General features: G+C 70.6%; 26 protein-coding genes. 14 read left to right on the top strand and 12 right to left on the bottom strand.

Annotated elements, in window-relative coordinates; genetic code table 11:
• Positions 1–35: 35 nt before the first annotated feature.
• Genes B8W69_RS00575 through B8W69_RS00595 form a run of 5 tightly spaced genes read right to left on the bottom strand, consistent with a single transcriptional unit; the run spans position 36 to position 5,663 of the window.
• Positions 36–593, bottom strand: a complete 558-nt coding sequence (locus B8W69_RS00575; protein ID WP_085288028.1) for a DUF3592 domain-containing protein — start codon at positions 591–593, stop codon at positions 36–38.
• An 11-nt stretch (positions 594–604) separates the two neighbouring features.
• Positions 605–2,251, bottom strand: a complete 1,647-nt coding sequence (menD, locus tag B8W69_RS00580) for a 2-succinyl-5-enolpyruvyl-6-hydroxy-3-cyclohexene-1-carboxylic-acid synthase (RefSeq protein ID WP_085288029.1) — start codon at positions 2,249–2,251, stop codon at positions 605–607.
• Positions 2,252–2,305: 54 nt separating this feature from the next.
• The gene (locus tag B8W69_RS00585) at positions 2,306–3,094 is read right to left on the bottom strand and encodes an alpha/beta fold hydrolase (protein WP_085288030.1); all 789 of its coding nucleotides are present in this window, start codon (positions 3,092–3,094) and stop codon (positions 2,306–2,308) included.
• On the bottom strand, positions 3,091–4,062 hold the full coding sequence (locus B8W69_RS00590) for an o-succinylbenzoate synthase (RefSeq protein ID WP_085288031.1): 972 nt from the start codon (positions 4,060–4,062) through the stop codon (positions 3,091–3,093). Before B8W69_RS00590 ends, B8W69_RS00585 begins: the two co-directional genes overlap by 4 nt.
• The gene (locus tag B8W69_RS00595) at positions 4,059–5,663 is read right to left on the bottom strand and encodes an amidohydrolase (RefSeq protein WP_085288032.1); all 1,605 of its coding nucleotides are present in this window, start codon (positions 5,661–5,663) and stop codon (positions 4,059–4,061) included. The genes B8W69_RS00590 and B8W69_RS00595 overlap by 4 nt, the downstream gene beginning before the upstream one ends.
• A gap of 132 nt (positions 5,664–5,795) precedes the next feature.
• Between B8W69_RS00595 and fadD8 the strand changes: the two genes are divergently transcribed.
• Positions 5,796–7,406 (top strand): fatty-acid--CoA ligase FadD8, encoded by a 1,611-nt coding sequence (fadD8, locus tag B8W69_RS00600; protein ID WP_085288033.1) that lies wholly within the window; start codon positions 5,796–5,798, stop codon positions 7,404–7,406.
• Here the strand turns inward: fadD8 and B8W69_RS00605 are convergent.
• A complete protein-coding gene (locus tag B8W69_RS00605; RefSeq protein ID WP_085288034.1) occupies positions 7,403–7,942 on the bottom strand; it encodes a TetR/AcrR family transcriptional regulator in 540 nt (179 codons plus the stop codon). The two genes, fadD8 and B8W69_RS00605, sit on opposite strands and share 4 nt — an antisense overlap.
• Before the next feature lie 85 nt (positions 7,943–8,027).
• Between B8W69_RS00605 and B8W69_RS00610 the strand changes: the two genes are divergently transcribed.
• The 10 genes from B8W69_RS00610 to B8W69_RS00655 all read left to right on the top strand — a co-directional run bounded on the left by B8W69_RS00610 (position 8,028) and on the right by B8W69_RS00655 (position 16,257).
• Entirely contained in the window at positions 8,028–8,969 is a 942-nt protein-coding gene (locus B8W69_RS00610; protein ID WP_085288035.1) for an aldo/keto reductase, read from the top strand.
• A 14-nt stretch (positions 8,970–8,983) separates the two neighbouring features.
• Complete coding sequence (locus B8W69_RS00615) at positions 8,984–9,439, top strand: nitroreductase family deazaflavin-dependent oxidoreductase (RefSeq protein WP_085288036.1); 456 nt, start codon at positions 8,984–8,986, stop codon at positions 9,437–9,439.
• 13 nt (positions 9,440–9,452) lie between these two features.
• The gene (locus B8W69_RS00620; protein ID WP_085288037.1) at positions 9,453–10,355 is read left to right on the top strand and encodes a 1,4-dihydroxy-2-naphthoyl-CoA synthase; all 903 of its coding nucleotides are present in this window, start codon (positions 9,453–9,455) and stop codon (positions 10,353–10,355) included.
• A gap of 29 nt (positions 10,356–10,384) precedes the next feature.
• A complete protein-coding gene (locus tag B8W69_RS00625; RefSeq protein ID WP_085288038.1) occupies positions 10,385–11,281 on the top strand; it encodes an SDR family oxidoreductase in 897 nt (298 codons plus the stop codon).
• Between the two features lie 26 nt (positions 11,282–11,307).
• A complete protein-coding gene (locus tag B8W69_RS00630; protein WP_085288039.1) occupies positions 11,308–11,715 on the top strand; it encodes a VOC family protein in 408 nt (135 codons plus the stop codon).
• Positions 11,716–11,812: 97 nt separating this feature from the next.
• Complete coding sequence (locus tag B8W69_RS00635) at positions 11,813–13,042, top strand: inorganic phosphate transporter (RefSeq protein ID WP_085288040.1); 1,230 nt, start codon at positions 11,813–11,815, stop codon at positions 13,040–13,042.
• Complete coding sequence (locus B8W69_RS00640; protein WP_065030047.1) at positions 13,039–13,338, top strand: hypothetical protein; 300 nt, start codon at positions 13,039–13,041, stop codon at positions 13,336–13,338. The genes B8W69_RS00635 and B8W69_RS00640 overlap by 4 nt, the downstream gene beginning before the upstream one ends.
• A gap of 56 nt (positions 13,339–13,394) precedes the next feature.
• Positions 13,395–13,697 carry a DUF3349 domain-containing protein gene (locus B8W69_RS00645; protein WP_085288041.1) on the top strand — a complete coding sequence of 101 codons (303 nt, stop codon included), beginning with the start codon at positions 13,395–13,397 and terminating at the stop codon, positions 13,695–13,697.
• 68 nt (positions 13,698–13,765) lie between these two features.
• Entirely contained in the window at positions 13,766–14,860 is a 1,095-nt protein-coding gene (gene menE / locus B8W69_RS00650; protein ID WP_245843032.1) for an o-succinylbenzoate--CoA ligase, read from the top strand.
• 35 nt (positions 14,861–14,895) lie between these two features.
• Entirely contained in the window at positions 14,896–16,257 is a 1,362-nt protein-coding gene (locus tag B8W69_RS00655; RefSeq protein ID WP_085288043.1) for a hypothetical protein, read from the top strand.
• Between the two features lie 2 nt (positions 16,258–16,259).
• On the opposite strand, the gene B8W69_RS00660 is transcribed toward B8W69_RS00655, so the two are convergent.
• The 3 genes from B8W69_RS00660 to B8W69_RS00670 are packed head-to-tail and all read right to left on the bottom strand — an operon-like array spanning position 16,260 to position 19,398.
• Positions 16,260–16,922, bottom strand: a complete 663-nt coding sequence (locus B8W69_RS00660) for a TIGR04282 family arsenosugar biosynthesis glycosyltransferase (protein WP_085288044.1) — start codon at positions 16,920–16,922, stop codon at positions 16,260–16,262.
• Positions 16,919–17,581: a glycosyltransferase family 2 protein gene (locus tag B8W69_RS00665; RefSeq protein WP_085288045.1), complete on the bottom strand. Its 663-nt coding sequence runs from the start codon at positions 17,579–17,581 to the stop codon at positions 16,919–16,921. Before B8W69_RS00665 ends, B8W69_RS00660 begins: the two co-directional genes overlap by 4 nt.
• Before the next feature lie 2 nt (positions 17,582–17,583).
• Entirely contained in the window at positions 17,584–19,398 is a 1,815-nt protein-coding gene (locus B8W69_RS00670) for a DUF7159 family protein (RefSeq protein ID WP_085288046.1), read from the bottom strand.
• A gap of 311 nt (positions 19,399–19,709) precedes the next feature.
• Between B8W69_RS00670 and B8W69_RS00675 the strand changes: the two genes are divergently transcribed.
• Positions 19,710–21,431, top strand: coding sequence for a DUF7937 domain-containing protein (locus B8W69_RS00675; RefSeq protein ID WP_085288047.1), 1,722 nt, complete (start codon positions 19,710–19,712; stop codon positions 21,429–21,431).
• On the opposite strand, the gene B8W69_RS00680 is transcribed toward B8W69_RS00675, so the two are convergent.
• The gene (locus tag B8W69_RS00680) at positions 21,428–22,456 is read right to left on the bottom strand and encodes an NAD-dependent epimerase/dehydratase family protein (RefSeq protein WP_085288048.1); all 1,029 of its coding nucleotides are present in this window, start codon (positions 22,454–22,456) and stop codon (positions 21,428–21,430) included. The two genes, B8W69_RS00675 and B8W69_RS00680, sit on opposite strands and share 4 nt — an antisense overlap.
• Entirely contained in the window at positions 22,453–23,229 is a 777-nt protein-coding gene (locus tag B8W69_RS00685; RefSeq protein WP_245843017.1) for an S-methyl-5'-thioadenosine phosphorylase, read from the bottom strand. The genes B8W69_RS00680 and B8W69_RS00685 overlap by 4 nt, the downstream gene beginning before the upstream one ends.
• 84 nt (positions 23,230–23,313) lie before the next feature.
• Between B8W69_RS00685 and B8W69_RS00690 the strand changes: the two genes are divergently transcribed.
• Entirely contained in the window at positions 23,314–24,186 is an 873-nt protein-coding gene (locus B8W69_RS00690; RefSeq protein WP_085288050.1) for a 1,4-dihydroxy-2-naphthoate polyprenyltransferase, read from the top strand.
• 98 nt (positions 24,187–24,284) lie between these two features.
• On the top strand, positions 24,285–25,292 hold the full coding sequence (locus tag B8W69_RS00695) for a beta-ketoacyl-ACP synthase III (RefSeq protein ID WP_085288051.1): 1,008 nt from the start codon (positions 24,285–24,287) through the stop codon (positions 25,290–25,292).
• On the opposite strand, the gene B8W69_RS00700 is transcribed toward B8W69_RS00695, so the two are convergent.
• Positions 25,289–25,684 (bottom strand): DUF4229 domain-containing protein, encoded by a 396-nt coding sequence (locus B8W69_RS00700; protein WP_085288052.1) that lies wholly within the window; start codon positions 25,682–25,684, stop codon positions 25,289–25,291. The genes B8W69_RS00695 and B8W69_RS00700 overlap by 4 nt on opposite strands.
• Positions 25,685–25,712: the final 28 nt, after the last annotated feature.

Genomic DNA, 25,712 nt, shown 5'->3' on the forward strand with positions numbered 1-25,712 from the left:
CGTCGGCTGTCGACAAGGTTGCCTGTGTGTATACGTCACGCGAAATTTGCAGGTCCGACACTTTTTGCGGCCGGGCTGGCCGGTGCGTCGCCGCGCTCGTCGCGACGGTCCAGCCACTTGTCCAGCAGCGCCAACGCGACCAGGATCGCCGCCGCGGCCAGCCAGCCCACCACCGCGATGGATCCCGCCGGGATGACCGCCAGCCCGGCGTTGCGATGCTGCACGCGCACCAGGTTCGGGTCGTTCTTGTTGTACTCGACGTAGATGCGCATCCCGGTCGCCAGATGGGACGGATAGAGCACACCGAGCTCGGGGCGATAGGTGACCCGCTCGGGGGTGACGAATTCGATCGTGGAGCGGCGCGGCCCGGCGCTGAGCACCTCGGCCTGCGCGACACCCATGTTGTGGGTGATCGCGATGTCGTCGCGCCAGGCGCCGGCCACCAGCAGCACTGACTGCAGTGTGACCAGGCCGGTCACGATCAGCACCGCAATCCGGGCCCACCGCAACGCAATCCGCGCCCGCGTTTTCGGCCGATGATCACTACGCCCATGAATCAGGATGCGCAGCAGAACTTTTGGAGATACCGCCATCTAGGTGCGCCTCACAGCGCGGCCTTGATGGCGGCGTGCAACTGGCGCAGCGACGACCGGTCCGCCTTGACCTCCAGCACCCGCATCCCGGGCCCGGATTCGTCGAGGGCCGTGGGCAATTCGCCGACCTCGATCTGGCGGCTCTCGACGTGGTAGGCGCGGCACAGCGCGCCCACGTCGACGTCGTGCGGGGTGCCGAACACCCGTGACGACACGTCGGAGAACCGCGGGTCGCCCTGCTCGAGCAGTTCGAAGATGCCGCCGCCGTTGTCGTTGGAGACCACGATCGCCAGCCGGCGCGGCGTGGGCTCGGTGGGGCCGATCAGCAACCCGGAGCTGTCGTGCACGAACGTCAGGTCCCCGATCAGCGCGACGGTGCGCGCCGGGCCGTCCGGACCGCCGTCGCGTTCGTGGGCCAGCGCCGCCCCGATGGCCGTGGAGACCGTCCCGTCGATGCCCGCGACACCGCGGTTGGACCGCACCCGGATGCCGCGGGTGTCCAGGCCGACCAGCGCCGCGTCGCGGACCGGGTTGGATGCCCCGAGCACCAGCTGATCGCCGGGCTCCAGCGAGTCGGCCACGGCCGCCGCGACGTGCAGGCCGGTGGTCAGCGGGTGCGCCGCGAGCTGGCTGCGGACGGCGGCCAGCGCGTGCCGGTTGGTCTCCGCGCAGCGCCGCAGCCACGCCGGGTCGGGCGCGCCGGTGGTGACCGCCCGCGTCCCGGTGGCCTGCGAATTCCCCGAGACGTCCGGCCAGCGCGGCCCGGTGGTCAGCGCGAACACCGGCACCTGCGGGTCGGCCAGTAGCGCCGACACCGGCCGGTGCAGGGTGGGGCGGCCGAGCATGATCACCTGCTTGGGCCGCAGCAGCGGCAGCGCCAGCGGGTGCAGCGGGTTGGCCGGGGCGGGCGCCGTCGGCTCGGCGACGGTCGGCAGCTGCGCCAGGCTGGGCTGCACACCCGCACCGTGCCCGGCGATGACGACCGTGTCGGGTGACAGGTCGATGTCCAGCGGCTGGTCGAAGCTGACCGGCGGCGTGTAGGTCCACGGCCGCCCGCCCGGGCGGCCCGGCGGCGTCGGCGCTTGAGGTTCGGGATCCGGCACCAGGGGCTCGCGCAGCGGGATGTCGAACTGCACGGGGCCGGCGTTGGCGGTGCGGGATCCGGTGGCGGCGACCAGCACTCGGCAGGTGGCCGACCGCCAGGTGGCGTTGAGGGCATCCAGCCGCTCGGGGGCGTCCTCGGCCAGTCCGAGGCTGATGGTGGCCCGGACCTGGGTGCCGAAGTAGCCCAGCTGCTCCATGGTCTGGTTGGCCCCGGTGCCCAGCAGCTCGTAGGGCCGGTTGGCCGAGAGCACGATCAGCGGCACCCGGGCGTAGTTGGCCTCGATCACCGCCGGGCCGAGGTTGGCGACGGCGGTGCCGGACGTCATGGCGACGCAGACCGGCGCGCCGGCGGCGATGGCCAGGCCGATGGCCAGATAGCCGGCGGTGCGTTCGTCGATGCGGACGTGCAGGCGGATGCGGCCGGAGCGGTCGGCGTCCTGCAACGCGAAGGCCAGCGGGGCGTTCCGCGAACCGGGGCAAAGCACCACGTCGCGGACGCCGCCGCGAATCAGCTCGTCGACGACGACGCGAGCCTGTGTCGTCGAGGGGTTCACTCCTACAGCCTGTCACAGGCTCCGCCAACCGCTGTCAGCGCTGGTGAACCGCGCTCAGCCCTTGGCGTCGCCGAAGAACTTGAGCATGGTGGCGTTGACGGCGTCCGGCCGCTCGAAGAAGCCGAGGTGACCGGTGTCGGGAATCTGCACGTAGCGGCCGTTGGGCAGCGCGTCGGCGACCTCGCGGCCCAGATACGGCGGGGTGAGCACGTCGTCGGAGAAGCCGATGACCAGCGCCGGGGTCGCGATGCTGCGGTAGGCGGTCAATCGGCTGGTGTACGGCGCCACATCCAGCTGGGCGCGCATGCCGGGAGTGGACTTGACGGGCCAGGTGGAGAACATCGCGATCCAGTCGGCGATGGCGGTGTCGTCGTTGAGCGTCTTGCGGGAGAAGTTTTCCAGCAGGCGGATTTTCGCTTCGTACGCGGCGGGCATCGCGACACCGGCGTCGGCCAGCTCGGCCTCGGCGTCGCGGAAGAACTGCCGGGCCCGGTCCATGCGGCCGCGGGTGCCCATCAGCACCGCCGAGGTGACCAGCTCCGGCCGGGCCAGCATGAGTTCCTGGGCGATGAACGCGCCCATCGACATCCCGACGATGCGGGCCGGGGCCGCGTTCAGGCCCTCGATCAGGGCCGCGGTGTCGGCGACCATGGTCTGGGTGGAGAAGCCGCCCGCGTTCTCCGTGGCGCCGATCCCACGGTTGTCGAAGGTGATGACGCGGTATCCGGCCGCCAGGAACGCGGGTACTTGGTAGGGGTGCCAGGTCCGTCCGGCGCCGCCGTGGCCGGCGATAAAGACCACGGGCTCACCGGATCCGCGGTCGTCGTAAGCCAGGTTGATCACTCGGTCGACGGTACAAGCAACCGATGGCAGGCCTTGACCCGGTCGATCCACCACTGCCAACGCTCGGGCGGTGCCGCCAACGCGTGCAGCCGCGCCGGGTCGGGCGTGACCGGGCCCACCGGCAGGCAGCCATCGACCGGCGCGGCGGTCTCGGCGACGTCCTCGACGAACAGCCCGCCGGTGCCCAGCCCGCAGGCATGACGCAGTTGCGGTAATGCCGCCGCGGCGGTCAGCCCGGCGGCGATGCCCACCGCCGAATCCAGCGCGCTGGACACCACGACCGGGACGTCGATCTGTGCCGCGATTTCGAGCATGGCCGAAATCCCGCCCAGCGGAGCGACTTTGAGCACCGCGATGTCGGCGGCGCCGGCGTGGACCACGGCCAGCGGATCCTCGGCCTTGCGGATGCTTTCGTCGGCGGCGATCGGTACATCGACCCGGCGGCGCAGCTCGGCGAGCTCGCCGACCGTCGCGCAGGGTTGTTCGAGGTATTCCAGCGGGCCGTCGGCGGTCAGCGCGGCGGCCGCCGCGGCCGCCTCCCCCACGCTCCAGCCGCCGTTGGCGTCCACCCGCACGGTCGGAATCAGCTCGCGCACGGCGTTGACCCGCGCGACGTCGTCGGCCAGCGTCTGCCCGCGCTCGGCGACCTTCACCTTGGCCGTCCCGGCCCCGGGAAACCGGGACAGCACCTCGGCCACCTGGGCGGCGGGCACCGCCGGCACCGTCGCGTTGATGGGGATGCGGTCGCGGCGGGTCGGCGGCGGCTCCCGGTAGGCGGCCGCGATGCCCGACGCCAGCCAGTGCGCGGCCTCGCGCGGCTCGTATTCGACGAACGCCCCGAATTCGCCCCAGCCCGCCGGGCCGTCGATCAGCGCGACCTCGCGGGTGGTGATGCCGCGAAACCGCACCCGCATGGGCAGCGCCACCACGTGCAGGCGGTCGAGCAGGTCCTCGAGCGTCGGCGTCACGCGCTGTAGACCTGGCGACCCGCCAGATACGTCGCCCGTACCTCGAGGGCGGCGATCTGCTCGGGCGGCACGATTCGCGGGTCGGCCGACAGCACCACCAGATCGGCGTACTTGCCGACCTCCAGCGAGCCGATCACGTCGTCGGAGAACAGCTGCCAGGCCGCGTCGATGGTTTGCGCGCGGATCGCTTGCTCGACGGTCAGCCGTTCCTCAGGGCCGAGCACCCGGCCGCTCGGCGCGGTGCGGGTCACGGCCACGCTGATGTTGCGCAGCGGCTCCTCGGGCGTGACCGGCGGGTCGTTGTGCAGCGAGATGCGCATCCCGGTGGCCACCGCGGATCCGGCCGGCATCCAACGGGTTCCGCGTTCCTCGCCGAACAGCCCGTCGACGATGACGTCGCCCCAGTAGTGGATCTGGTCGACGAAGATGCTGCAGGTGACGCCGAGATCGTGGGCGCGCTGCAGCTGCTCGGGCCGGATGGCGCCGACGTGTTCGAGCCGCAGCCGGTGGTCGTCGCGAGGGTGCCGCTTGAGGGCCTCTTCGTAGACGTCGAGGATGGTGTCCACGCCGGCGTCGCCCTGCACGTGGCAGGCCATCGGCCAGCCTAGCGGGAAGTAGGCGCCGACGATCTCGTGCAGCTGCTCGGCGGTGTAGTTGGCGCAGCCGCAGGAGCCCGGCACGACGCCGATGATCCGGGTGGCCTCGGTGTCCAGGTACGGGAACGAGAGGTCGATGTTGCCGATCCAGGGTGACCCGTCGACCCAGATCTTGATGCCGACCTGACGCAGGATGTCGTCGCCCTGCCCGGGGGTGGCGGCGGTGGACATCTGCGGATTGGAGATCTCGTAGGTGCGCAACCGCACCGTGAGCCGCTCGCGCAGTTGCTCGACCACCGGCCGGAAGTTCGGGTCGAAGGCCATCTCCGAGCAGGTGGTCAGGCCGGCGCGGTTGAGCCGGGCGCATTCGGCGAGCAGCATCTGCGGGTAGTCGGCGAAGTCGATGGCCCCGCCCAGCAACGGGAACACCGCGCCGGTCTCCTCGGCGGTGCCGTCGAGTTCGCCGCTGGCGTCGCGGCCGTACTTGGCGCCCTTGGGGTCGGGGGTGTCGCGGTTCAGCCCGTGCAGCTTGGCGGCGCGCGAGTTGAAGTAGGCCTTGTGCCCGGAGTTGTGCAGGATGACCAGCGGGCTGTCCGGCGCGATGTCGTCGAGCCAGCTCAGCGTCGGTTCCGGAAGGCCGCTCTGCAGCAGCGCATCCCAGCCGTTGAGGTAGGCGCCGTCGAATCCCCGCCGGGCGACCTCGCGGTGGATCGCCGCGACGACGTCGTCCGCATTGCGCAGGGTGACCGGGCGGATGTCGACGATGCGGTCCGATAGGGCGACCGCCTCCATCAACGGATGCCCATGTGCCTCAACGAATCCCGGCATGACGCAGCCGCCACCGACGTCGACGGTCTGGGTGTCCGGGCCGGCGAATGCGGCGACCTCGGCGCGGGTTCCGACGGCGATGATCTTGCCCTCGGCGACGGCGAGCGCCTCGGCGGTGGGCCGCGCCTCGTCGACGGTGAGGATGTTTCCGGTGACGACGAGATCTGCCTGCCCCATGGGGAGGAATCGTAGTGGCGATCGCAAGAGCGGCGGAGCCGGTCGAAGCGGGTCACCACGGGTCAGGCCCTGATTGCCGATGTTGAACAGGGTGCGGCTGACCCAAATTGCAACACGTTCTAGTCTTGCCACATGAGTGACGACCTGTTGCGCAACCCGACCCATAACGGCCACCTGCTCGTGGGCGCGCTCAAGCGCCACAAGACCAAGCCGGTGCTGTTCCTCGGTGACACCACGCTGACCGGTGGTCAGATGGCCGAGCGGATCAGCCAGTACATCCAGGCGTTCGAGGCGCTGGGCGCGGGCACCGGCGTCGCGGTGGGCCTGCTGTCGCTCAACCGTCCCGAGGTGCTGTTGATCATCGGCGCCGGGCAGACCCGGGGCTACCGGCGCACCGCCCTGCACCCGCTGGGCTCGCTGGACGACCACGCCTACGTGCTCAACGACGCCGGCATCAGCTCGCTGATCATCGACCCCAACCCGATGTTCGTCGAGCGCGCGCTGGCGTTGCTGGAGAAGGTGCCCGGGCTCAAGCAGATTCTCACCATCGGCCCGGTGCCCGAGGCGCTCAGCGGCTTGAAGGGACAGGTGGTGGATCTGGCGGCCGAGGCGGCCAAGTACGACCCGCAGCCGCTGACCGCCGCGGACCTGCCGCCCGATCAGGTCATCGGCCTGACCTACACCGGCGGCACCACCGGCAAGCCCAAGGGCGTGATGGGCACAGCGCAGTCGATCTCCTCGATGACCCAGATCCAGCTCAGCGAGTGGGAGTGGCCGGAGGAACCGCGGTTCCTGATGATCACCCCGCTGTCGCACGCCGGGGCGGCGTATTTCCTGCCCACCTTGATCAAGGGCGGCGAGATGCATGTGCTGCCCAAGTTCGATCCGGCCGACGTGCTGAAAACCATTGAGGAGAAGCGCATTACGGCCACGTTCCTGGTGCCGTCGATGCTGTATGCGCTGATGGACCACCCGGATTCGCACACCCGCGACCTGTCGTCGCTGCAGACCGTCTATTACGGCGCGTCGGCGATCAACCCGGTGCGGCTGGCCGAGGCGATCCGCCGGTTCGGCCAGATCTTCGCCCAGAACTACGGGCAGTCCGAGGCGCCGATGGCCATCACCTACCTGGCCAAGGGCGAGCACGACGAGAAGCGGCTGACATCCTGCGGGCGCCCAACGCTTTTCGCGCGGGTGGCCCTGCTCGGTGAGGACGGCAAGCCGGTGCCGCAGGGCGAGCCGGGTGAAATCTGTGTCAGTGGACCGCTTTTGGCCGGCGGTTACTGGAACCTGCCCGAGGCGACGGCCGAGACGTTCAAGGACGGCTGGCTGCACACCGGCGACATGGCCCGCGAGGACGAGGACGGCTTTTACTTCATCGTCGACCGGGTCAAGGACATGATCGTCACCGGCGGTTTCAACGTGTTCCCGCGCGAGGTCGAGGACGTCGTCGCCGAGCACCCGGCCATCGCGCAGGTGTGCGTGGTCGGGGCGCCGGACGAGAAGTGGGGCGAGGCCGTCACCGCGGTGGTGGTGCTGCGCTCCGACGCGCCCCGCGACGACGCCGCGATCGAGAAGATGACCGCCGAGATCCAGGCGGCGGTCAAGGACCGCAAGGGTTCGGTGCAGTCGCCCAAGCGCGTGGTGCTGGCCGACTCGCTGCCGTTGACCGGGCTGGGCAAGCCGGACAAGAAGGCCGTGCGTGCGCAGTTCTGGGAGGGCGCCGCCCGCTCCGTGGGCTAGGCCGCGACGCCCGCCACGAGCAGGTCGAGCATGCGGCCGGTCTGCTCCGGCGAGCCGCTGGCGATGAAGATGCCGATCAGGCTGGACACCACGTCCTCGGCCTGCACGTCGGCGCGCAGGCTCGCGTCGTCGGCGCCCGCCTGTAACAGCATTTCGACGGCGCCGACGATGCTGTCGCGCGTCTGGCTGGGCGCAAGAGCGCCCGAGTCGAAGATCGCGTGCAGGGACTCGGCCATTCCGCGCTTGGCGGCGACGAAGCTCGCATACCGGTCCATCCAGTGACGCAGCGCGACCTTGGGCGGATGCCGCTTGAGCAGCTGCTCGGCGGCCGCGGCCACCTCGGCGAGCTCGGCCCGATAGATCGCTTCGACCAGGGCTTCCCGGTTCGGGAAATGGCGGTAGAGCGTGCCGATTCCGACCCCGGCGTCGCGGGCGATCGACTCCAGCGACACCGATCCGCCGTGCGCGGTGAACGCCGCGGTGGCCGCCTCCAGTAGCCGTTCGCGATTGCGACGCGCATCCGATCGTCCGACCAAAGCGGAGGTTCCTCCGTTTCTGCTACGCTGACCGAAGCGGAGGGTCCTCCGCATTTCTCCAGTGTGTCACGAGCCGAGGAGCATCATGACCGACAAACCACAGCCCGGCGGTACCGGCAGCATCGGCACGGCGCCCGTTGCCCGCATGGGCTACGGCGCCATGCAGCTGTTCGAGGCGCCGACGGTCGAGGACGCGGCCACAGTGCTGCGCCGTGCCGTCGAACTCGGCGTCAACCACATCGACACCGCGTCGTTCTACGGCCCCGGCGAGGTAAACCGCCGGATCCGCGCGGCGCTGGCCCCCTACCCCGACGACCTCGTCATCGTCAGCAAGGTCGGCGCGCGCTACACCGGCGAACAACCGATTCCGCTGGCCGCCGCCCAACGGCCGGCCGAACTGCGCGCGGCCGTCGAAGACGACCTGCGCCATCTCGGCCTGGACCAGATCCCGGTGGTCAACCTGCGCCGCCTCGACCTCGGTCCCGGCCTGGCCGCCGAGGGCGACCAGATCGTCGACCTCGATGACCAACTCGCCGAGATGATCGCGCTGCGCGACGAGGGCAAGATCGGCGGGATCGGGATCAGCGCCGTGCCCCTCGAGACCGTGCGGCGCGCGCTGCCCGCCGGAATCGTCTGCGTGCAGAACGCCTACAGCGTGTTGGACCGCTCTCAGGAGGCGGCGCTCGAGTTGTGCGCGGCCGAGGGCATCGCGTGGGTGCCGTACTTCCCGCTCGGCTCGGCTTTCCCGGGGTTCCCGAAGGTCGCCGACAACCCGGTGATCGCCGACATCGCCGGCGATCTGGGCGTCACCGGCGCCCAGGTCGGGCTGGCCTGGCTGTTGACCCACACGCCGAACACGTTGCTGATCCCCGGCACCCGGTCTATCGCCCACCTCGAGGAGAACGTCAGCGCGGCCGGTGTCACGCTGAGCACCGAGGCGATCGCCCGGCTGGACGCGGTCGCCACGCCGGGCGCCGATCCCTGGGCGCATGGTGTCGGACCCTTCCTGGAGGCGCCACAGAGCTGACTACTGTGTCAGGCATGGGTACGCCCGACGGGCTGAAACCACCGTGGTGGCTCAAGCCGGCGAACAAAGTCTTCATCCGGATGTCGCGGCTCGGCCTGAGCTTCGGCGGTGAAAGCCCGGTGGTGCTGACCGTGCCCGGACGCAAGTCCGGGACGCCCCGGTCGACGCCGGTGACGCCGATGACGGTGGACGGCAAGCGGTATGTGGTGGGCGGATTCCCGGGTGCGGATTGGATCCGCAACGTCCGCGCCGCCGAGTATGTGACGCTGGCCCGCGGCCGGCAGTCCGAGCGAGTGCGGATGGTGGAGTTGCCCGCCGACGCGGCGCGGCCGTTGCTGCGGGCGTTCCCCACCGAGGTGCCCACCGGCGTCGGCTTCATGAAACGCTCTGGGTTGGTCACCGACGGCCGCCCCGAGGAGTTCGAGGTGCTGGCCGGCGTGTGTCCGGTATTCCGGCTGGACCCGGCATAGGAGTTCAAAAAGATTGAGTGACAACCCCTTTGATGCGCAGGCCTGGCGACCCGTGGACGGGTTCGGCGACCTGACCGACATCACCTATCACCGGCACGTCGACGACGCCACGGTGCGGGTGGCGTTCGACCGGCCCGAGGTGCGCAACGCGTTTCGGCCGCACACCGTCGACGAGCTCTACCGAGTACTCGACCACGCCCGGATGTCCCCCGACGTAGGCGTGGTGTTGCTCACCGGCAACGGACCGTCGCCCAAGGACGGCGGCTGGGCGTTCTGCTCGGGCGGGGATCAACGCATCCGCGGGCGCAGCGGCTACCAGTACGCGAGCGGCGACACCGCCGACACCGTCGACACCGCCCGCGCCGGCCGGCTGCACATCCTCGAGGTCCAGCGGCTGATCCGGTTCATGCCCAAGGTGGTCATCTGTCTGGTCAACGGGTGGGCGGCCGGCGGCGGGCACAGCCTGCACGTGGTCTGCGACCTCACCCTGGCCAGCCGCGAGCACGCCCGCTTCAAGCAGACTGACGCCGACGTCGGCAGCTTCGACGGCGGCTACGGCAGCGCGTACCTGGCCCGCCAGGTCGGCCAGAAGTTCGCCCGCGAGATCTTCTTCCTGGGCCGCCCCTACACCGCCGAGCAGATGCATCGCATGGGCGCGGTCAACGCCGTCGTCGACCATGCGGAGCTGGAATCGGAGGCCATCGAATGGGCGCGCGAGATCAACGCCAAATCCCCTCAGGCGCAACGGATGCTGAAGTTCGCGTTCAACCTGCTCGATGATGGCCTGGTGGGTCAGCAGCTGTTCGCGGGCGAGGCCACCCGGCTGGCGTACATGACCGACGAGGCCGTCGAGGGCCGCGACGCCTTCCTGGAGAAGCGGAACCCGGACTGGAGCCGCTTTCCCCGGTACTTCTGAGGTGCCCGCGCCCGCCTAGACTCCCGTCAGTGAGCAAGAGCCCCCTCCGCCGGATCGCCGACCAGTTCGTGCTGGCGACCATGCGACCCCCCATGGCGCCGCAAGTATTGGTCAACCGTCCGCTGATCAAGCCGATCGAGCTGGCCGGCAAGCGCATCCTGCTCACCGGGGCCTCGTCGGGGATCGGCGAGGCCGCGGCCGAACAGTTCGCCCGGGCGGGCGCCACGGTGGTCGTCGTCGCTCGTCGCCAGGATCTGCTTGACGCGCTGGCCGAGCGGATCACCGGCGCCGGCGGCGAAGCGCTGTCGATCCCGTGCGACGTCTCGGACATGGACGCCGTCGACGCGCTGGTCGCCGACGTGGAAAAGCGTCTCGGCGGAATCGACATCCTGATCAACAACGCCGGCCGGTCCATCCGCCGGCCACTCGCCGAGTCGCTGGAACGCTGGCACGACGTCGAGCGCACCATGGTGCTCAACTACTACGCGCCGCTGCGGCTGATCCGCGGCCTCGCCCCCGGGATGATCGAGCGCGGCGACGGCCACATCATCAACGTCTCGACGTGGGGCGTGCTGTCGGAGGCCTCGCCGCTGTTCGCGCTGTACAACGCCTCGAAGGCCGCGCTGTCGACCGTCAGCCGAGTGGTGGAAACCGAGTGGGGCGACAAGGGCGTGCACTCCACCACGCTGTACTACCCGCTGGTGGCCACCCCGATGATCGCCCCGACCAAGGCCTACGAGGGGATGCCGGCGCTGACGTCGGAGGAGGCCGGCGAGTGGATGATCACCGCCGCCCGCACCCGCCCGGTCCGCATCGCACCGCGGATGGCGATCGCCGCCAAGGCGCTGGACACCTTCGGCCCGCGCTGGGTCAACGCCGTGATGCAGCGCCAGAGCATCCAGCCCAACCGCAAGACCGATGGCTGACCGGGCCACGTGGTAGACACGCTTTCATGGAGATCCTGGCCAGTCGGATGCTGCTGCGGCCGTCGGACTATCAGCGCTCGCTAGCCTTCTACCGCGACGAGATCGGGCTGGCGATTTGGCGCGACTACGGCGCTGGCACAGTCTTTTTCGCGGGCCAGTCCTTGCTGGAGCTGGCCGGTTACGGCGCGCCCGATCCCTCGCAGGCCGCCTTCCCCGGCGCGCTGTGGCTACAGGTCCGCGACATCGAGGCCACCCAAGCCGAATTGGCGGGCCGCGGGGTGCCGATCGCGCGCGAAGCTCGCCAGGAACCATGGGGCTTGAAAGAGATGCATGTGACCGATCCGGATGGCCTCACGCTCATTTTCGTCGAAGTGCCGCCGGAGCACCCGTTACGGCGTGACACCCGAGGTGAACAACAGAGAAACACCGGTTAACTGAGAGGTAACATCTGGCGACGGTTCAAGGTATACCCGGAATTCGCCTCTACCAGCATTCGACAATGGAAACCTCCTACCACCAGAATCAGGCGCTGTGAACATCCAATTGTTCCTCTTGATCATTGTCGTAATCACGGCATTGGCTTTCGATTTCACGAATGGCTTCCATGACACGGGCAACGCGATGGCGACCTCGATCGCCAGTGGTGCGCTCAAGCCGAAAGTAGCGGTCGCGCTGTCCGCGGTGCTGAACCTCGTGGGTGCGTTCATGTCCACCGCCGTCGCCGCGACGATCGCCAAGGGCTTGATCGACGGGCACATCGTGACGCTGGAGCTGGTGTTCGCCGGCCTCGTCGGCGGCATCGTGTGGAACCTGCTGACCTGGCTCCTCGGCATCCCCTCGAGTTCGTCGCACGCCTTGATCGGCGGCATCGTCGGCGCCACCATCGCCGCCGTCGGTGCACACGGGGTGATCTGGAAGGGCGTGGTGTCCAAGGCGATCATCCCGGCGGTCGTGTCGGCGATCCTGGCCATCGCGGTCGGCGCGCTCGCGACCTGGCTGGTCTACCGGATCACCCGCGGCATCCCGGCTAAGCGCACCGAGGCCGGCTTCCGGTACGGGCAGTGGGGCTCGGCGTCGCTGGTTTCGCTGGCGCACGGCACCAACGACGCGCAGAAGACGATGGGCATCATCTTCCTTGCGCTGATGTCCTACGGCTCGGTCAGCAAGACCGCTTCCATGCCGCCGCTGTGGGTCATCGTCGGTTGTGCGCTGTCGATGGCACTCGGCACGTATCTGGGCGGCTGGCGGATCATCCGCACCCTGGGCAAGGGCCTGGTGGAGATCCAGTCGCCGCAGGGCATGGCGGCCGAATCCTCTTCGGCCGCGGTGATTTTGCTCTCCGCCCACTTCGGCTACGCGCTGTCGACCACCCAGGTCTGCACCGGCTCGGTGCTGGGCAGCGGGCTGGGCAAGCCCGGCGGCGAGGTCCGCTGGGGGGTCGCCGGCCGCATGGGTGTCGCGTGGCTGGTCACGCTCCCGCTGGCCGGGCTGGTCGGTGCGCTCACCTACTGGATCGTGCACCTGATCGGCGGCTACCCGGGTGCCATCGTGGGCTTCGCGCTGCTGATTGCGGTCTCCGCGACCATCTACATCCGGTCGCGCAAGGTCAAGGTCGACCACAACAATGTCAACGCCGAGTGGAAGGGCGATCTGACCAGCGGGCTCGAGGGCACGGACGCCCAAGGGCCGCCCACGGATACCGGACCCACGCCGCCTCGGTACGGCTCCGACGACCCGACCATTAAGGCGAACGCGCGATGAGTCACTTCAGCGACTGGTTCAACTACCAGGCCTCCCTCAAGATCCTGCTCTTCTCGATGCTGGCCGGCGCCGCGCTACCGGGGCTGTTCGCCCTGGGGCTGCGTTTCCAGGCGATCGGCGCAGGACAGGTCAGCACCGATGGCGGCTCGCCGCAGAAGAACCCGGCGCTGCTGGCCGTCGCCTGGGCGATCTATGCGGTGGTGATCCTGGTGATCGCCTTCGCGCTGGCGTACATCTCACGTGACTTCATCGCGCATCACACCGGCTACCCGTTCCTCGGAGCCAAAGCCAAGTAGCATCGATTGATGCCCACGGATGTGCTAAGCCAAACACCGGGGGGTGTTGTCACAGCATGAATGGATTCCTGAATTCGATCGTCTCCTGGCTCCGCGCGGGATACCCAGAGGGCGTGCCGCCGACCGACACCTTCCCTGTGCTCGCGCTGCTGGCCCGGCGGATGTCCAACGACGACGTGAAGGATGTGGCCTCCGAGCTGGTCCGGCGCGGCGAGTTCGACGACGTCGACATCGGAGTGCTGATCACGCAGATCACCGACGAACTGCCGTCACCCGCCGACATCGAGCGGGTGCGGGTGCGGTTGGCGGCCCAGGGCTGGCCCTTCGATGACGCCGACGAGGCCGGGGACCGGGCATAGCGGTACTGCGCGCCCTGCACCTCCCGCCGGGATCGGCGGCCTCGTCGCTGTTGCCCGCGCTGGAACGGGTGCTGGACGGGCGCGACCCCGCACTGGTCGCCCTGGCCGACGATCGCGAGTCGGATGCGCTGCGGGTGGGGCTGCGCGTCGGAGAGGCCATCGACGACGACGTGGCCCTGGTCGCGGCGACGTCGGGAACCACCGGAATTCCCAAGGGCGCGTTGCTGACCGGCGCCGCCCTGATGGCCAGCGCGGCGGCCACCCATGACCGCCTCGGCGGGCCGGGCCGCTGGCTGCTCGCGCTGCCACCCCACCACATCGCCGGGGTGCAGGTCTTGGTGCGCAGCCTGCTCGCCGGCTCCACACCGGTCGAGATGGACGTCACTAACCCCTCCAAGGGGTTTGATGTCGTTGAATTGCCCGGTGCGATAAGGGCATTGGGCTCGGGGCGGCGCTACACCTCGCTAATTGCCGCGCAGCTGGCCAAGGCGCTCGGCGACCCGGCCGCCACGGCCGCCCTCGCCGAACTGGACGCCGTCCTGCTCGGCGGCGGACCCGCGCCACGACCGGTTCTCGACGATGCGGCCGGGGCGGGCATCACCGTGGTCCGCACCTACGGGATGAGCGAGACCGCCGGGGGCTGCGTGTACGACGGCGTCCCGCTGGACGGGGTACGGCTGCGCACGGTCGACGGGCGCATCGTCATCGGCGGCGCGACGCTGGCCAAGGGTTACCGCAACCCGGTTGACCCGGATCCGTTCGCCGAGCCGGGCTGGTTTGCGACCGACGACCTCGGCGCCGTCAGCGACGCGGGTGTGCTGACCGTCCTGGGCCGCGCCGACGACGCGATCAGCACGGGCGGGCTGACCGTGCTGCCGCAGCCGGTCGAGGCGGCGCTGTGCACCCATCCGGCCGTGAGCGATTGCGCGGTGTTCGGGGTGGCCGACGACCGGCTGGGGCAGCGGGTGGTCGCCGCGGTCGTGGTGCGCGACGGGTCCGCCGCGCCGACCCTGGACGCGCTGCGCGCGCAGGTGACCCGCACCCTGGACGCCACCGCCGCGCCGCGCGAGCTGCACATCGTCGACGCCCTGCCGCGCCGCGGCATCGGCAAGGTCGACCGGGCGGCGTTGGTGCGCCGATTCGGCGGCGCGAGCGATCAATAGGCTGTTCGTCCGTGAGGATCGCTCGACGGGAGGCAGTGCGCGAGGCGGTAGCGGTCACGGTCGGGGTGGTGTTGGTGGCGGCGGCGTTCGTGTTGCCGCGGATGAACCTAGGGGTGCGGCCGCGTCTGGACGTCGGTGCCGAGAAGTTCGCCACCCACGCCGGCGCCGCACCGATCTTCGGCGAATGGCTGATCCACGCCGGCTGGGGAACCGGGCCGGCCATCGCCCTGGCGATCGCCGTTGTCGCGTGGGGACCGATTCTGGCGCAACGCCTTTCGTGGCGCGCACTGACGCTGGGCAGCTGGGCCATCGCGTGCGGGTGGGCGTTCGCGCTGGCGATGATCGACGGCTGGCAGCGCGGCTTCGCCGGCCGGCTGACCACCCGTGACGAATACCTGTCGCAGGTGCCGCGCATCACCGACATCGGTGCGACGCTGCGCACGTTCGCGAGCCGGATCGTGGACTACCAGCCGAACTCGTGGACCACCCACGTGTCCGGGCATCCACCCGGCGCGCTGCTGACGTTCGTCTGGCTGGACCGGCTCGGCCTGCACGGCGGCGCCTGGGCCGGGCTGCTGTGCCTGCTGGCCGGCTCGAGCGCAGCGGCCGCGGTGATGATCGCCGTGCGCGCGCTGGCCGACGAGCCGACCGCGCGGCGCGTCGCCCCGTTCGTCGCCCTGGCGCCGACGGCGATCTGGGTGGCGGTGTCGGCCGACGGCTACTTCGCCGGGGTGGCGGCCTGGGGCATCGCGCTGCTGGCCGTGGCGGTGCACCGCCCGGTCCGCTTCCCCGCGCTGACGGCCGCGGGCGCGGGGCTGCTGCTGGGCTGGGGGGTGTTCTGTAACTACGGCCTGATGCTGATGGGGTTGCCGGCGTTGGCGGTGCTGGCCTCCGCCCAGCGGCCGGGCAACGGCTGGGCGGACTGGCGGGCGATCCTGCGGGCCCTGGGCCCGGCGGCGCTGGCCGCGATCGCGGTGGCGGTCGCCTTCGCCGTCGCGGGGTTCTTCTGGTTCGACGGCTATATCCTTGTGCAGCAACGCTATTGGCAGGGCATCGCCAAATTCCGGCCGTTCCAGTATTGGAGCTGGGCCAACCTGGCGTGCGTGGTGTGCGCGATCGGGTTGGGCGGCGTCGCCGGAATCAGCAGGGTGTTCGACTGGGCCGCCATCCGGCGGCGCTCCGGCTTTCATCTCCTGCTGTTGGGCATGCTGGCCGCCATCGTTTTCGCCGACCTGAGCATGCTCAGCAAGGCCGAGGTGGAACGCATCTGGCTGCCGTTCACCATCTGGCTCACCGCCGCGGCCGCACTCCTTCCGGTGCGTTCACACCGGATCTGGTTGGCGCTCAACGCCGTCGGCGCGCTGGCGCTCAACACGATCATCCTGACGAACTGGTAGCGCTACAGGCCGGCCGCGCGGGTGACGCGCGCGAAGCGGCTGGTGGGTGCGCAGGCGTCGCGCACCACCGCGATGTCGTCGACGAAGTCCACATCGGCCAGCGCCTCAACCGTCACCACGTCAATACCGCTGTCGCGCAATGTCTTCAAGGTCAGCTCGCCGGTTTCGGCCGCGGACATCGGCACGGTGCGCAGGCATTGCGCCATCGCGGGCTCCCCCACGCCGAGCACCCACCAGCCACCGTCCTGGGCCGGCCCGAAGACGGCCTGCGTCTCGAGCAGCCGGCGCGCGCATCCGGCCAACAGGTCCGCAGTCACCTGGGGGGTGTCCATGCCGATCTGCAGCACCGGAAACCCGCCGGCCGCATCGGCGTGCGCGTTGGCGAGCCGGGCCGCGAAATCCGCACCGCGCTGGGCGATCACGGTGAACGACGCCAGCCGCTGCCGGATCTCGGCGGCGTTGGCCGCGGCGTCCAGGTCGCCGGTGAGGGCGACCACCCGCTCGGTCACCGGGGCGGCGGCCACCGCGTCGAGCGTGTCAAGCAGTGCGGCGGCGGCGATGTCGGCGGCGACGCGGTCGCCGACGGTCGCCGCGAGCCGCGTCTTCGCCCGGCCCGGCTCGGGCGCCTTGGCGACCACCAGCAGGGTCACCGGCAGCGCGCTCATGAAATCACCTTCCAGAAGTCGAGGATCGCGGTGATGCTGCCCCGCAGCGAACCGCTCACCTTTGACTTGCCGCCCGTTCGCGGGCCGTAGCTGACGTCGAGTTCGACGACGCGCCAGCCGGCGGCCGCGGCACGCACCAGCAATTCCAGCGGATATCCCGAACGCCGGTCGACGACGCCCAGTTGCAGCAGCGCTTCGCGCCGGGCCACTCGCATCGGCGCGATGTCGTGCACCGGCAGGCCGTGCCGGGTGCGCAGCCGCCAGCTCATGACGACGGTGCCCGCCCGGGCCACCCATGGCCAGTGCAGCCCGGGTACCGGCCGGCGCCGGCCGGTCACCAGGTCAGCGCCCCGCTCGAGCTCGGCGACCAGCCGGGGCAGATCGCCGCAGTCCATCGAGCCGTCGGCGTCGATGACCGCCACGATCGGGGTGGTCGCGGCCAGCACGCCCGCGTGGACGGCCGAGCCGTACCCGGCCCGCGGTTCGGCGACGACTCGGGCGCCGTGCCGGCTCGCGACCCCGGCGGTGTCGTCGGTGCTGTTGTTGTCCACCACCAATGCCCGGTAGCCGGCGGGGATCGCGGCCAGTACCGCGGGCAGCGACTCCTCTTCGTTGAGGCAGGGCAGGACCACCGTCACCAGACCGCCGGGGTCGGGCACGCTCAGAACCCGCGGTGGGGGTGTGGCTCCTGCGGGTATATCGGCTGCTGCGGATAGACCGGCTGCGAATGCGTCGGCGGCACGGTCTGCTGGGTGTGCGTCGGCGGCGGCGCCTGGGTGGTTTCCCGGGTGCTCGGCGGCGAATAGGTGCTCGTCGGCGGCTGATGCGTGGTGCTCGGCGGCGAATACGTCGTCGTCGGAGGCGAATACGTCGTCGTCGGCGGCTCGTGCGTGGTGCTCGGCGGCGAATACGTCGTCGTCGGAGGCGAATACGTCGTCGTCGGCGGCTGGTACGTGGTGGTCGGCGGTGAATAGGGCGTAGTCGTCGGCGGCGTGTAAGGCGGGTTGTATGGGGGGTTGTAGGGAGGGTTGTAGGGAGGGTTGTACGGCGGATAGTTCGGCCCCCACCCCGGGATCGGGATGGGAATCGGGATCGGCACCGGCACAATGGGATTCGGGCGGGGAGCCCAGCCCGGACCGGGATTGGGCACGACACCGGGATTGACCGGCGCCTCGGGCGCGGGGCCTGCGGGCACGCCGCCTCCCGACGGGGGCGCGACCTGCTGGGGGGCCGGGACGTTGTTGGGAGCCGGCACGGTGCCGCCCTGGAATCCGGCGTTGGGCGCGTCGGCCGGGGGCGGGGGCAGCGGCGCCTGCTGCTGGCTCGGCAGGATCGGCATGAACTTGCCCGGGGTGCCGTTCTGGACGCCCACCACCGGCTGGCGGCTGGCGGTCGGTTCAACGGCGACCGCGATCGCAGTGGCCAGCGACGCCAATCCGATGACCGCGAAGGCCACGACGGCGTTGCCGATCACCAGCGATCGTCGCGACAGCTTCGTCGGCGCCTCCTCGTCGGCGTCGCCGTACTCGTAGTCGTCGAATTCGGGGTCGTACTCGTCGAATTCGCCCGGGTACTGCTCGCCCTCGTCGGCCATCGAATAGGCCAGCTGGTGGTCTTCGGCGTTCGGATCGGCGAATTCCGATGCCGGCACGACGGTGGTCTCATCCCCGGTGAGCCCCGCCGCCGGGGCCGCGGCGGTGGCATCCCCGAACGCCGGCGCCATCGCGGTGGCATCCCCGGCCGCCGGGGCCATGGCGGTCTCGTCGCCGGTCAGCCCGATCGCCGGCGCCATGGCCGTCGCACCCCCGGCCCCCAGCACCGCCGCAGGCGCGGCGGCGATCGCGGCGCCGCGGGCGAGCGCAAAGGTGGGATCCTCGGCGACCCGCACCCGCATCGTCGACGCGTCGCGGAGCTCGTCGGCGACCCGGTGCAGATCGGGCGACGCCCCGAGCAGATACACGTCCTGCGGGGCGTCGGGGTGGGCGCTCAGGTTCGCCATCATGGTGTGGAACGCCGCCGTCGCATCGCCGCTCGCCGCGCCCGCCAGCGGCTGGCTGGCCAGCACGGTCGGCGGCGCGTCGGGATCGCCGTTGTCGGACCCCACCATCGACAGCGTCGCCGTCGCGTCGTCCATCACCAGCGCCGCGCCGGGGCGGCCGGCCGCGCGCATCAGGGCGGCCACCGCCTGCGATTCGGAGAGCACCGCGACGTTGTGCACGCCCGAGTCCTCCAGCGCCCGCCGCAGCCGGTCGGCGGCGGGATGGTCGGTCCAGCACAGCCGGGTGCCGACCAGCCGGTGGTTCTCGCCGGCCAGCAGCCGGTTCGTGCCGACCACGGTCTCGGTCAGCGTCCCGATCGGATTGTCAGCGAGGTCGACGACGGATTGGTCGATCACGCCGCCCCCCTGCGCGCCCGACCCGACCAGGGCCAAGCGTGCGACGGGTCCGGTGACCGCAACCCCCAAAACGACGTCCATCCCGGTTCTCCTTCACGCCGGCTACCCCGCAACCAGCAATGTCCCGGCATCATTACACTTGCGATACCGTTGGCAGTATCGATCATTCAGGCGACAAGCTTCGTCTACTAGCGCAGCGTAACCAGCTTTTCGAACGACAGGACGCCTCACCGCGGAATCATCTCCGCCCCAGCAGCCGGTCACAGCCACTGCCACGGCATCCGAACGGAGAATATGTTCGCAACCGAGCAGTGCATTGCACCCGGCGGGGTAATCCCTCGCCGAACACCCGAAACTGCGCCAAGAATATCCGTCCTTGAATCCCGGGGGGCATGGTGAGCCAGAGCAGCGACGAGACGCCGACCGGTCCCATCCGCGGTCAGACGCAGCAGGCACCGGCGCCGCGCATCATCCGCCCGCACGCCACGGGCGGCGGGGTACCGGCGGCCGCCGGAACGCAGCGGCACCGGCACGTCGTCGGTGACCTGACCGCGGTGGCGCTGCTGGTCCTCGCGGTGTTCCTGCCGTGGAACCTCTACTTCGGCGTCGGGATCCCGGGCAGCAGCACGATCCTGTTCGGGGTGTTGATCGCGGTGACGGTGCTGGCCGTCGTCCCAGTCGTGGTCGCCGGTTCGTGGCGGTCGGCCGGCGCACGGTTCAACCCCCGGCGGGCCGCCCGGCTTCGCCTGGCGCTCAATGTCCCCTACCTGCTGCTGGTGCTGGCCTTCGTCGTGTTCGACGCGTACGAGACCGTCCGCTTCGGTGGCACCGTCAACGTGCCGGGCGGAGTCGGGCCGGGCGCCTGGGCCGGGATCGCCGGCTCGCTGTTGAGCGCCCAGGCGGTGCCGGCAGGCGCGCTTGCCGGACCGGTTCCGGCCGGGGACGAGTCCACCGGGTGGCACAGGTCGGCGCGGGTCATCGGCTCGCTGTCGATGCTCGCGGCGGTGCTCAGCTTCGGTTTCAACCTGTACTGGCGGCTGCGGTACGCGCTGCAAAGCACCGGCGGCGCCGAGGAATTCGGCAAGCAGAACATCGCCGTGATCGTGACCGCTGTGGTGTACGGCGTGGTGGCGCTGATCGCTGTGCTGGTCGCCTCGCGGTGGCTGCTGCGCAGCGCGCGGGAGAGCCAGCTGACGACCGTCGCGCTCGGCGCGTCGACGCTGGCCGCCGGGGTCCTGGTGTGGTTCCTGCCCGTCGGTCGTGACATCGACGCGTTCCACGGCATCGCGCAGAACACGTCCACCGCCGGTGTCGGGTTCGAGGGCTACCTGGCGTGGGCGGCCGGCGCGGCGCTATTCGCGCCGCGGGCCCTGTTCGGTCACCGGAACACCTCACCGACGGAGGAGTCCGCGTGGCGCGGGATGATCCGAAATGGCTTGCTGCTCATCGCCGTTTGGTCCGTGGGGTCAATGGCGATGCGGATCACCGACCTCGTCGTCGGCGTGATCCTGAACTACCCGTTCTCCCGGTACTCCAGCATCGTGCTGGCCGCGTTCGATCTGGCCACCGCGGTGCTGGCGATCTGGCTGCGCCACAGGCTGGCCACCCTCTCGGCGAGAATGGTCACGTCGCTGTGCGGGCTGGTCGCCACGCTCAGCGTCGCCCGCGTCGTCGTCGGCCTCGAGCTGGCGCCACGGTTCGAAGACTCGCCCAATTCGCCTGCGCTGCATCCGGTCTACGGCAACAACCTGGCCCAGCAGATCACCAGCACCTTCGACGTGACGCTGTGCGGCCTGGCCCTGGGCATCCTGGTGGCGGCCATCGTCACCGGGCATCTGAGCGGTCGACGGCTCGCCCGTCGCGCCGCCCGCAGGCGCGCCGCGGCGGCGAATGCGGCGGCAACCACCACCCGGGTCCCGGTGGGCCACGGCGCGGTCCCGTCGGCCGCGGCGACCACCCGCATCCCGGCCGGCGTCCCCGGCGGGGACCACGAACCGCCCACCACGGAGATACCGCCGCTGGCCAATGGGCCCAGGATCTTCCGCGGCGACGACTCCGGCACGCGCCAGATGCCCGCGCAGAAGCCGCAGATCTACCGCCCCCCGCAGGGTTAGCGAAGGGGCGCGAACGCGAACTCGCGCAGCCCATCGCCCGGTGCGACCGCCGCCCGGAAACCGAGCACCTGGGCGGCCCGCGACGGGTCGGCGACGATGTGGCGCACGTCGCCGCTGCGGTACTGCCCGGTGACCACCGGGGACAACGAAGCGCCGCGCGCGTCGCACAGCACGCCGGCCACCTCCGCGATCGAAATAGGTTGTCCCGAGCAGACATTGACCGCGGTGAAACCCTCGCTCAACTGTGCCGCCGCGACGTTGGCGGCGGCCACGTCGTCGACGTGGACGAAGTCGCGCATCTGCCCGCCGTCCTCGAAAACCTTTGGCGGGTCACCTTTTTCCAGCGCCGACCGGAAGATCGCCGCCACCCCGGAGTAGGGGGTGTCGCGCGGCATGCCGGGGCCGTAGACGTTGTGGTAGCGCAGCGCCACCACCGAACCACCGGTGGCCTCCGACCAGGCCAGCGCGTAATGCTCCTGGGCCGTCTTGCTGGCGGCGTACAGGCTTCGGGGCCGCAGGCAGGCGTCCTCGTCGACGAGGCGCCACTGCAGCTCCTCCCCGCCGTCCGGGCACCGGTGCTCGAAGATCCCGGCGTCGAGGTCCGCGCGGCGCCGCGGCAGCGGATCCACGGGTCCGTGTTGTTCGCACTGATAGCGCCCCTGGCCGTACACCACCATCGACGAAGCCAGCACCAGGCGCCGCACCCCGGCGGCGAACATCTGCGCCAGCAGGACCGTGGTGGCCAGGTCGTTGTGCCCGCCGTAGGCGGGGGCGTCGGCGGCGTCCACACCCGCCCCCACCATCGCCGCCTGATGGCACACCACGTCCACGCCGGCCAGCAGCGGGGCGAGCGCGTCGGCATCGCGCACGTCGACGCGGTGACATCCCTGCGGCAGCACCGGGTTTGGGCCGTGTGCGGCGGGCAGCAACGCGTCGACGGCTACCACGTCGTGACCCACAGCGCGCAGCGCGGCATCCACCCGCGAACCGATGAAGCCGGCCGCCCCGGTCAGCAGCACCCTCACGGCAGCTCGATGGGCAGGGTGACCCCGGCGTGCGGCAGGCAGTGCGTGCAGGTGCGGTCGGCGGCGATCCGGCCGATGGCCCGGCCGACCAGGGTTTTGAACACATTGATGTTCTTCTCGAATTCGGCGAACACGTCGACGGTCTTCACGCCCTCCCCAGCGCTCACACCGGCATCCAGGTCGGTCACCAAAGCGATTGCCGCATAGCACATTTCGAGCTCGCGGGCCAGCGCCGCCTCCGGATAGCCGGTCATGTTGACCAACGAGAACCCGGCGGAGGCGAACCACCGGCTCTCGGCGCGGGTGGAAAAGCGCGGCCCCTGGATCACCACCATGGTGCCGCCGTCAACCACGTCGGGCAGGCCGGTCACCGCCTCCCGCAGCGTCGGGCAGTACGGGTCGGCGAAGTCGACGTGGATGCCGCCGGAGTCGAAGTAGGTGTCGGCGCGGCCCCGGGTGCGGTCGACGAGCTGGTCGGGCACCACGACGGTGCCCGGCCCAAGTTCGGGCATGAGGCTGCCGACCGCGCACGGCGCGAGCACCCGCCGCACGCCGAGCGTGCGCAGCGCCCACATGTTGGCGCGATACGGCACGGTGTGCGCGGAGAATTCGTGCTTGGCGCCGTGGCGGGGCAGGAACGCCACCTCGTGGTCGCCGACGGCGCCGACGGTGACCGGGGCGCTGGGCGGCCCGTACGGGGTGTCGACGGCGACGTCGCGGGAGTCGGATCCGAAGAAGGTGTAGAAGCCGCTGCCGCCGATGACTCCGAGCATCCGACCATTGTGGTGCATGCGGCCGGCGTGATCGCGGGTGCGGGGCCCGGGGATCGACGCCCCGCATCCTGGCAGGATGTTCGTGTGGCCAATTTCGGGCAGTGGGTTTCCGGTGCGCGGCCGCGGACGTTGCCCAACGCGGTGGCGCCGGTTGTCGCAGGGACCGGTGCGGCCGCGTGGCTGCATTCCGCGGTGTGGTGGAAGGCGATGCTGGCGCTGGCCGTCGCGCTCGCGCTGACCATCGGCGTCAACTACGCCAACGACTACTCCGACGGCATCCGCGGCACCGACGACGACCGGGCCGGCCCGGTGCGCCTGGTCGGCTCGCGGCTGGCCGCGCCGCGGGCGGTGCTGGCCGCCGCGGTCGCCAGCCTGACCGTCGGCGCGCTCGCCGGGCTCGCGCTGGCGCTGTTCAGCGCGCCGTGGCTGATCGCGGTGGGAGCGGCCTGCATCGCCGGGGCGTGGCTCTACACCGGCGGGTCGAAACCCTACGGCTACGCCGGTTTTGGCGAGGTCGCGGTGTTCCTGTTCTTCGGGCTCGTCGCGGTGCTGGGCACCCAGTACACCCAGGCGCTGCGGATCGACTGGGTGGGCCTGGTGCTGGCGGTGTCGATCGGGGCGCTGTCGTCGTCTGTGCTGGTGGCCAACAACCTGCGGGACATCCCGACCGACGCGCACTCGGGAAAGGTCACGCTGGCGGTGCGGCTGGGCGACGCCCGCACCCGGATCCTGTACCAGGCGCTGCTGGGGACCGCCGGCGTGTTGACACTGGTGCTGATGCTGGCAACCCCGTGGTGCGCCGCCGGATTGGTGGCGACGCCGCTGGCCCTGCGGGCGGCGGCCCCGGTCCGATCGGGTCGCGGCGGCCCGGAGCTGATCCCCGTGCTGCGCGATACCGGGCTGGCGATGGTGGTGTGGGCGGTCGCGGTGGCCGCGGCGTTGGCGCTGGCTACCTAAGGGCCGGGCGCGGGTTGCCTATAGTGCAGGCAAAGGCCTCCGAGGGCGCCCCGTTTGGGGTACTTTTGCGTCGGCTCGGGCGATAGCGAAGGACCGCAATGAAGCAGATTGCCGCGACCAGCGGGCCCAACAACATCGGCTTGCTCAGCGTGGGGTCATACCGGCCCGAACGGGTCGTCACCAACGACGAGCTCTGCGAGAACATCGACTCGTCCGACGAATGGATCTACTCGCGGACCGGGATCAAAACCCGCCGATTCGCCGCGCGCGACGAATCCGCCGCCTCCATGGCCACCGAGGCCGGACGGGAGGCGATTGCCAAGGCCGCACTGCAGGCATCCGACATCGATTGCGTCATCGTCGCCACCAGCACCCACCTGCTGCAGACCCCCGCGTGCGCCCCGGCGGTCGCGGCGGCACTAAGCGCCACCGGGGTGCCCGCGTTCGACATCTCGGCCGGATGCGCCGGGTTCGGCTACGCGCTCGGCGTCGCGGCCGACATGATTCGCGGTGGGACCGCCGCCAAGGTGCTGGTCCTGGGCTCGGAGAAACTGTCCCCCACCATCGACATGCAGGACCGCAGCAACTGCTTCATCTTCGCCGACGGCGCCGCCGGCGTGGTGGTCGGCGAGACACCTGACCAGGGCATCGGCCCGACCGTCTGGGGCAGCGACGGCAACCAGGCCAACGCCATCCGCCAGGACATCGACTGGCTCGACTACCTGGAGAATCCCACCGGCCCACGCCCGTTTCTGCGGCTGGAGGGCAGCGCCGTCTTCCGTTGGGCGGCGTTCGAGATGGGCAAGGTGGGCCGGCAGGCGATGGACGCCGCGGGCGTCCGGCCCGACGAGATCGACGTGTTCCTGCCGCACCAGGCCAACAGCCGGATCAACGAGGTGCTGGCCAAGAGCCTCGATCTGCGCCCGGATGCGGTCGTCGCCAACGACATCGAGCACACCGGAAACACCTCGGCCGCGTCCATCCCCCTGGCCATGGCCGAAGCGCTGGCAACCGGCGCGGCCAAGGCCGGCGATCTGGCCCTGCTGCTCGGTTACGGCGCGGGCCTGAGCTACGCCGCCCAGGTCGTGCGGCTGCCGAACGGCTAACCGCGCCCTGATTCTTGGTCCCCGCCCTCGTCGGGAGCGGGGTCCCCGTGCAGTCGGGCCTGGAGCAGTTCGCGCTCCCGGCGGCGTCGCTCCCCGGCGATCGCGAGCGCGGCGGTGGCGCGGCGGCGCAGCGGGGCGAACATCCAGATGCCCAGCGGCATCGCGATGATCAAGGCGAACAGCACGGCCACCACGATCGGGAACTGCGTGATGCCCGCCAGGCGCGCGACACCGCAGATCACGCCGGTGAGCGCCGCCGCCAGCAGCACCCGCGCCGCCATGTACGCGGCAACGTGGACGGTGACCCGGCTTCCGGTTCGTTGCGCGGTGCCCTCGTCATCGGCGTGGTTCTCCGTGCCGCCGGTGCTGTCGTCGCTAGCTTCTTGTGACACAGCCTGAGCCTACGGCGCGGGTATATTC

Source organism: Mycolicibacterium vulneris (genome assembly GCF_002104765.1).
Taxonomy (GTDB): Bacteria; Actinomycetota; Actinomycetes; order Mycobacteriales; family Mycobacteriaceae; genus Mycobacterium; species Mycobacterium vulneris.

Excerpts from the sequence above, each read along its gene's own strand:
- B8W69_RS00575 (WP_085288028.1), bottom strand. The coding sequence starts at position 593 with ATGGCGGTATCTCCAAAAGTTCTGCTGCGCATCCTGATTCATGGGCGT.
- B8W69_RS00595 (WP_085288032.1), bottom strand. The coding sequence starts at position 5,663 with ATGGGGCAGGCAGATCTCGTCGTCACCGGAAACATCCTCACCGTCGAC.
- fadD8 (WP_085288033.1), top strand. The coding sequence starts at position 5,796 with ATGAGTGACGACCTGTTGCGCAACCCGACCCATAACGGCCACCTGCTC.
- B8W69_RS00610 (WP_085288035.1), top strand. The coding sequence starts at position 8,028 with ATGACCGACAAACCACAGCCCGGCGGTACCGGCAGCATCGGCACGGCG.
- B8W69_RS00615 (WP_085288036.1), top strand. The coding sequence starts at position 8,984 with ATGGGTACGCCCGACGGGCTGAAACCACCGTGGTGGCTCAAGCCGGCG.
- B8W69_RS00630 (WP_085288039.1), top strand. The coding sequence starts at position 11,308 with ATGGAGATCCTGGCCAGTCGGATGCTGCTGCGGCCGTCGGACTATCAG.
- B8W69_RS00640 (WP_065030047.1), top strand. The coding sequence starts at position 13,039 with ATGAGTCACTTCAGCGACTGGTTCAACTACCAGGCCTCCCTCAAGATC.
- B8W69_RS00645 (WP_085288041.1), top strand. The coding sequence starts at position 13,395 with ATGAATGGATTCCTGAATTCGATCGTCTCCTGGCTCCGCGCGGGATAC.
- B8W69_RS00660 (WP_085288044.1), bottom strand. The coding sequence starts at position 16,922 with ATGAGCGCGCTGCCGGTGACCCTGCTGGTGGTCGCCAAGGCGCCCGAG.
- B8W69_RS00670 (WP_085288046.1), bottom strand. The coding sequence starts at position 19,398 with ATGGACGTCGTTTTGGGGGTTGCGGTCACCGGACCCGTCGCACGCTTG.
- B8W69_RS00675 (WP_085288047.1), top strand. The coding sequence starts at position 19,710 with ATGGTGAGCCAGAGCAGCGACGAGACGCCGACCGGTCCCATCCGCGGT.
- B8W69_RS00685 (WP_245843017.1), bottom strand. The coding sequence starts at position 23,229 with ATGCTCGGAGTCATCGGCGGCAGCGGCTTCTACACCTTCTTCGGATCC.
- B8W69_RS00695 (WP_085288051.1), top strand. The coding sequence starts at position 24,285 with ATGAAGCAGATTGCCGCGACCAGCGGGCCCAACAACATCGGCTTGCTC.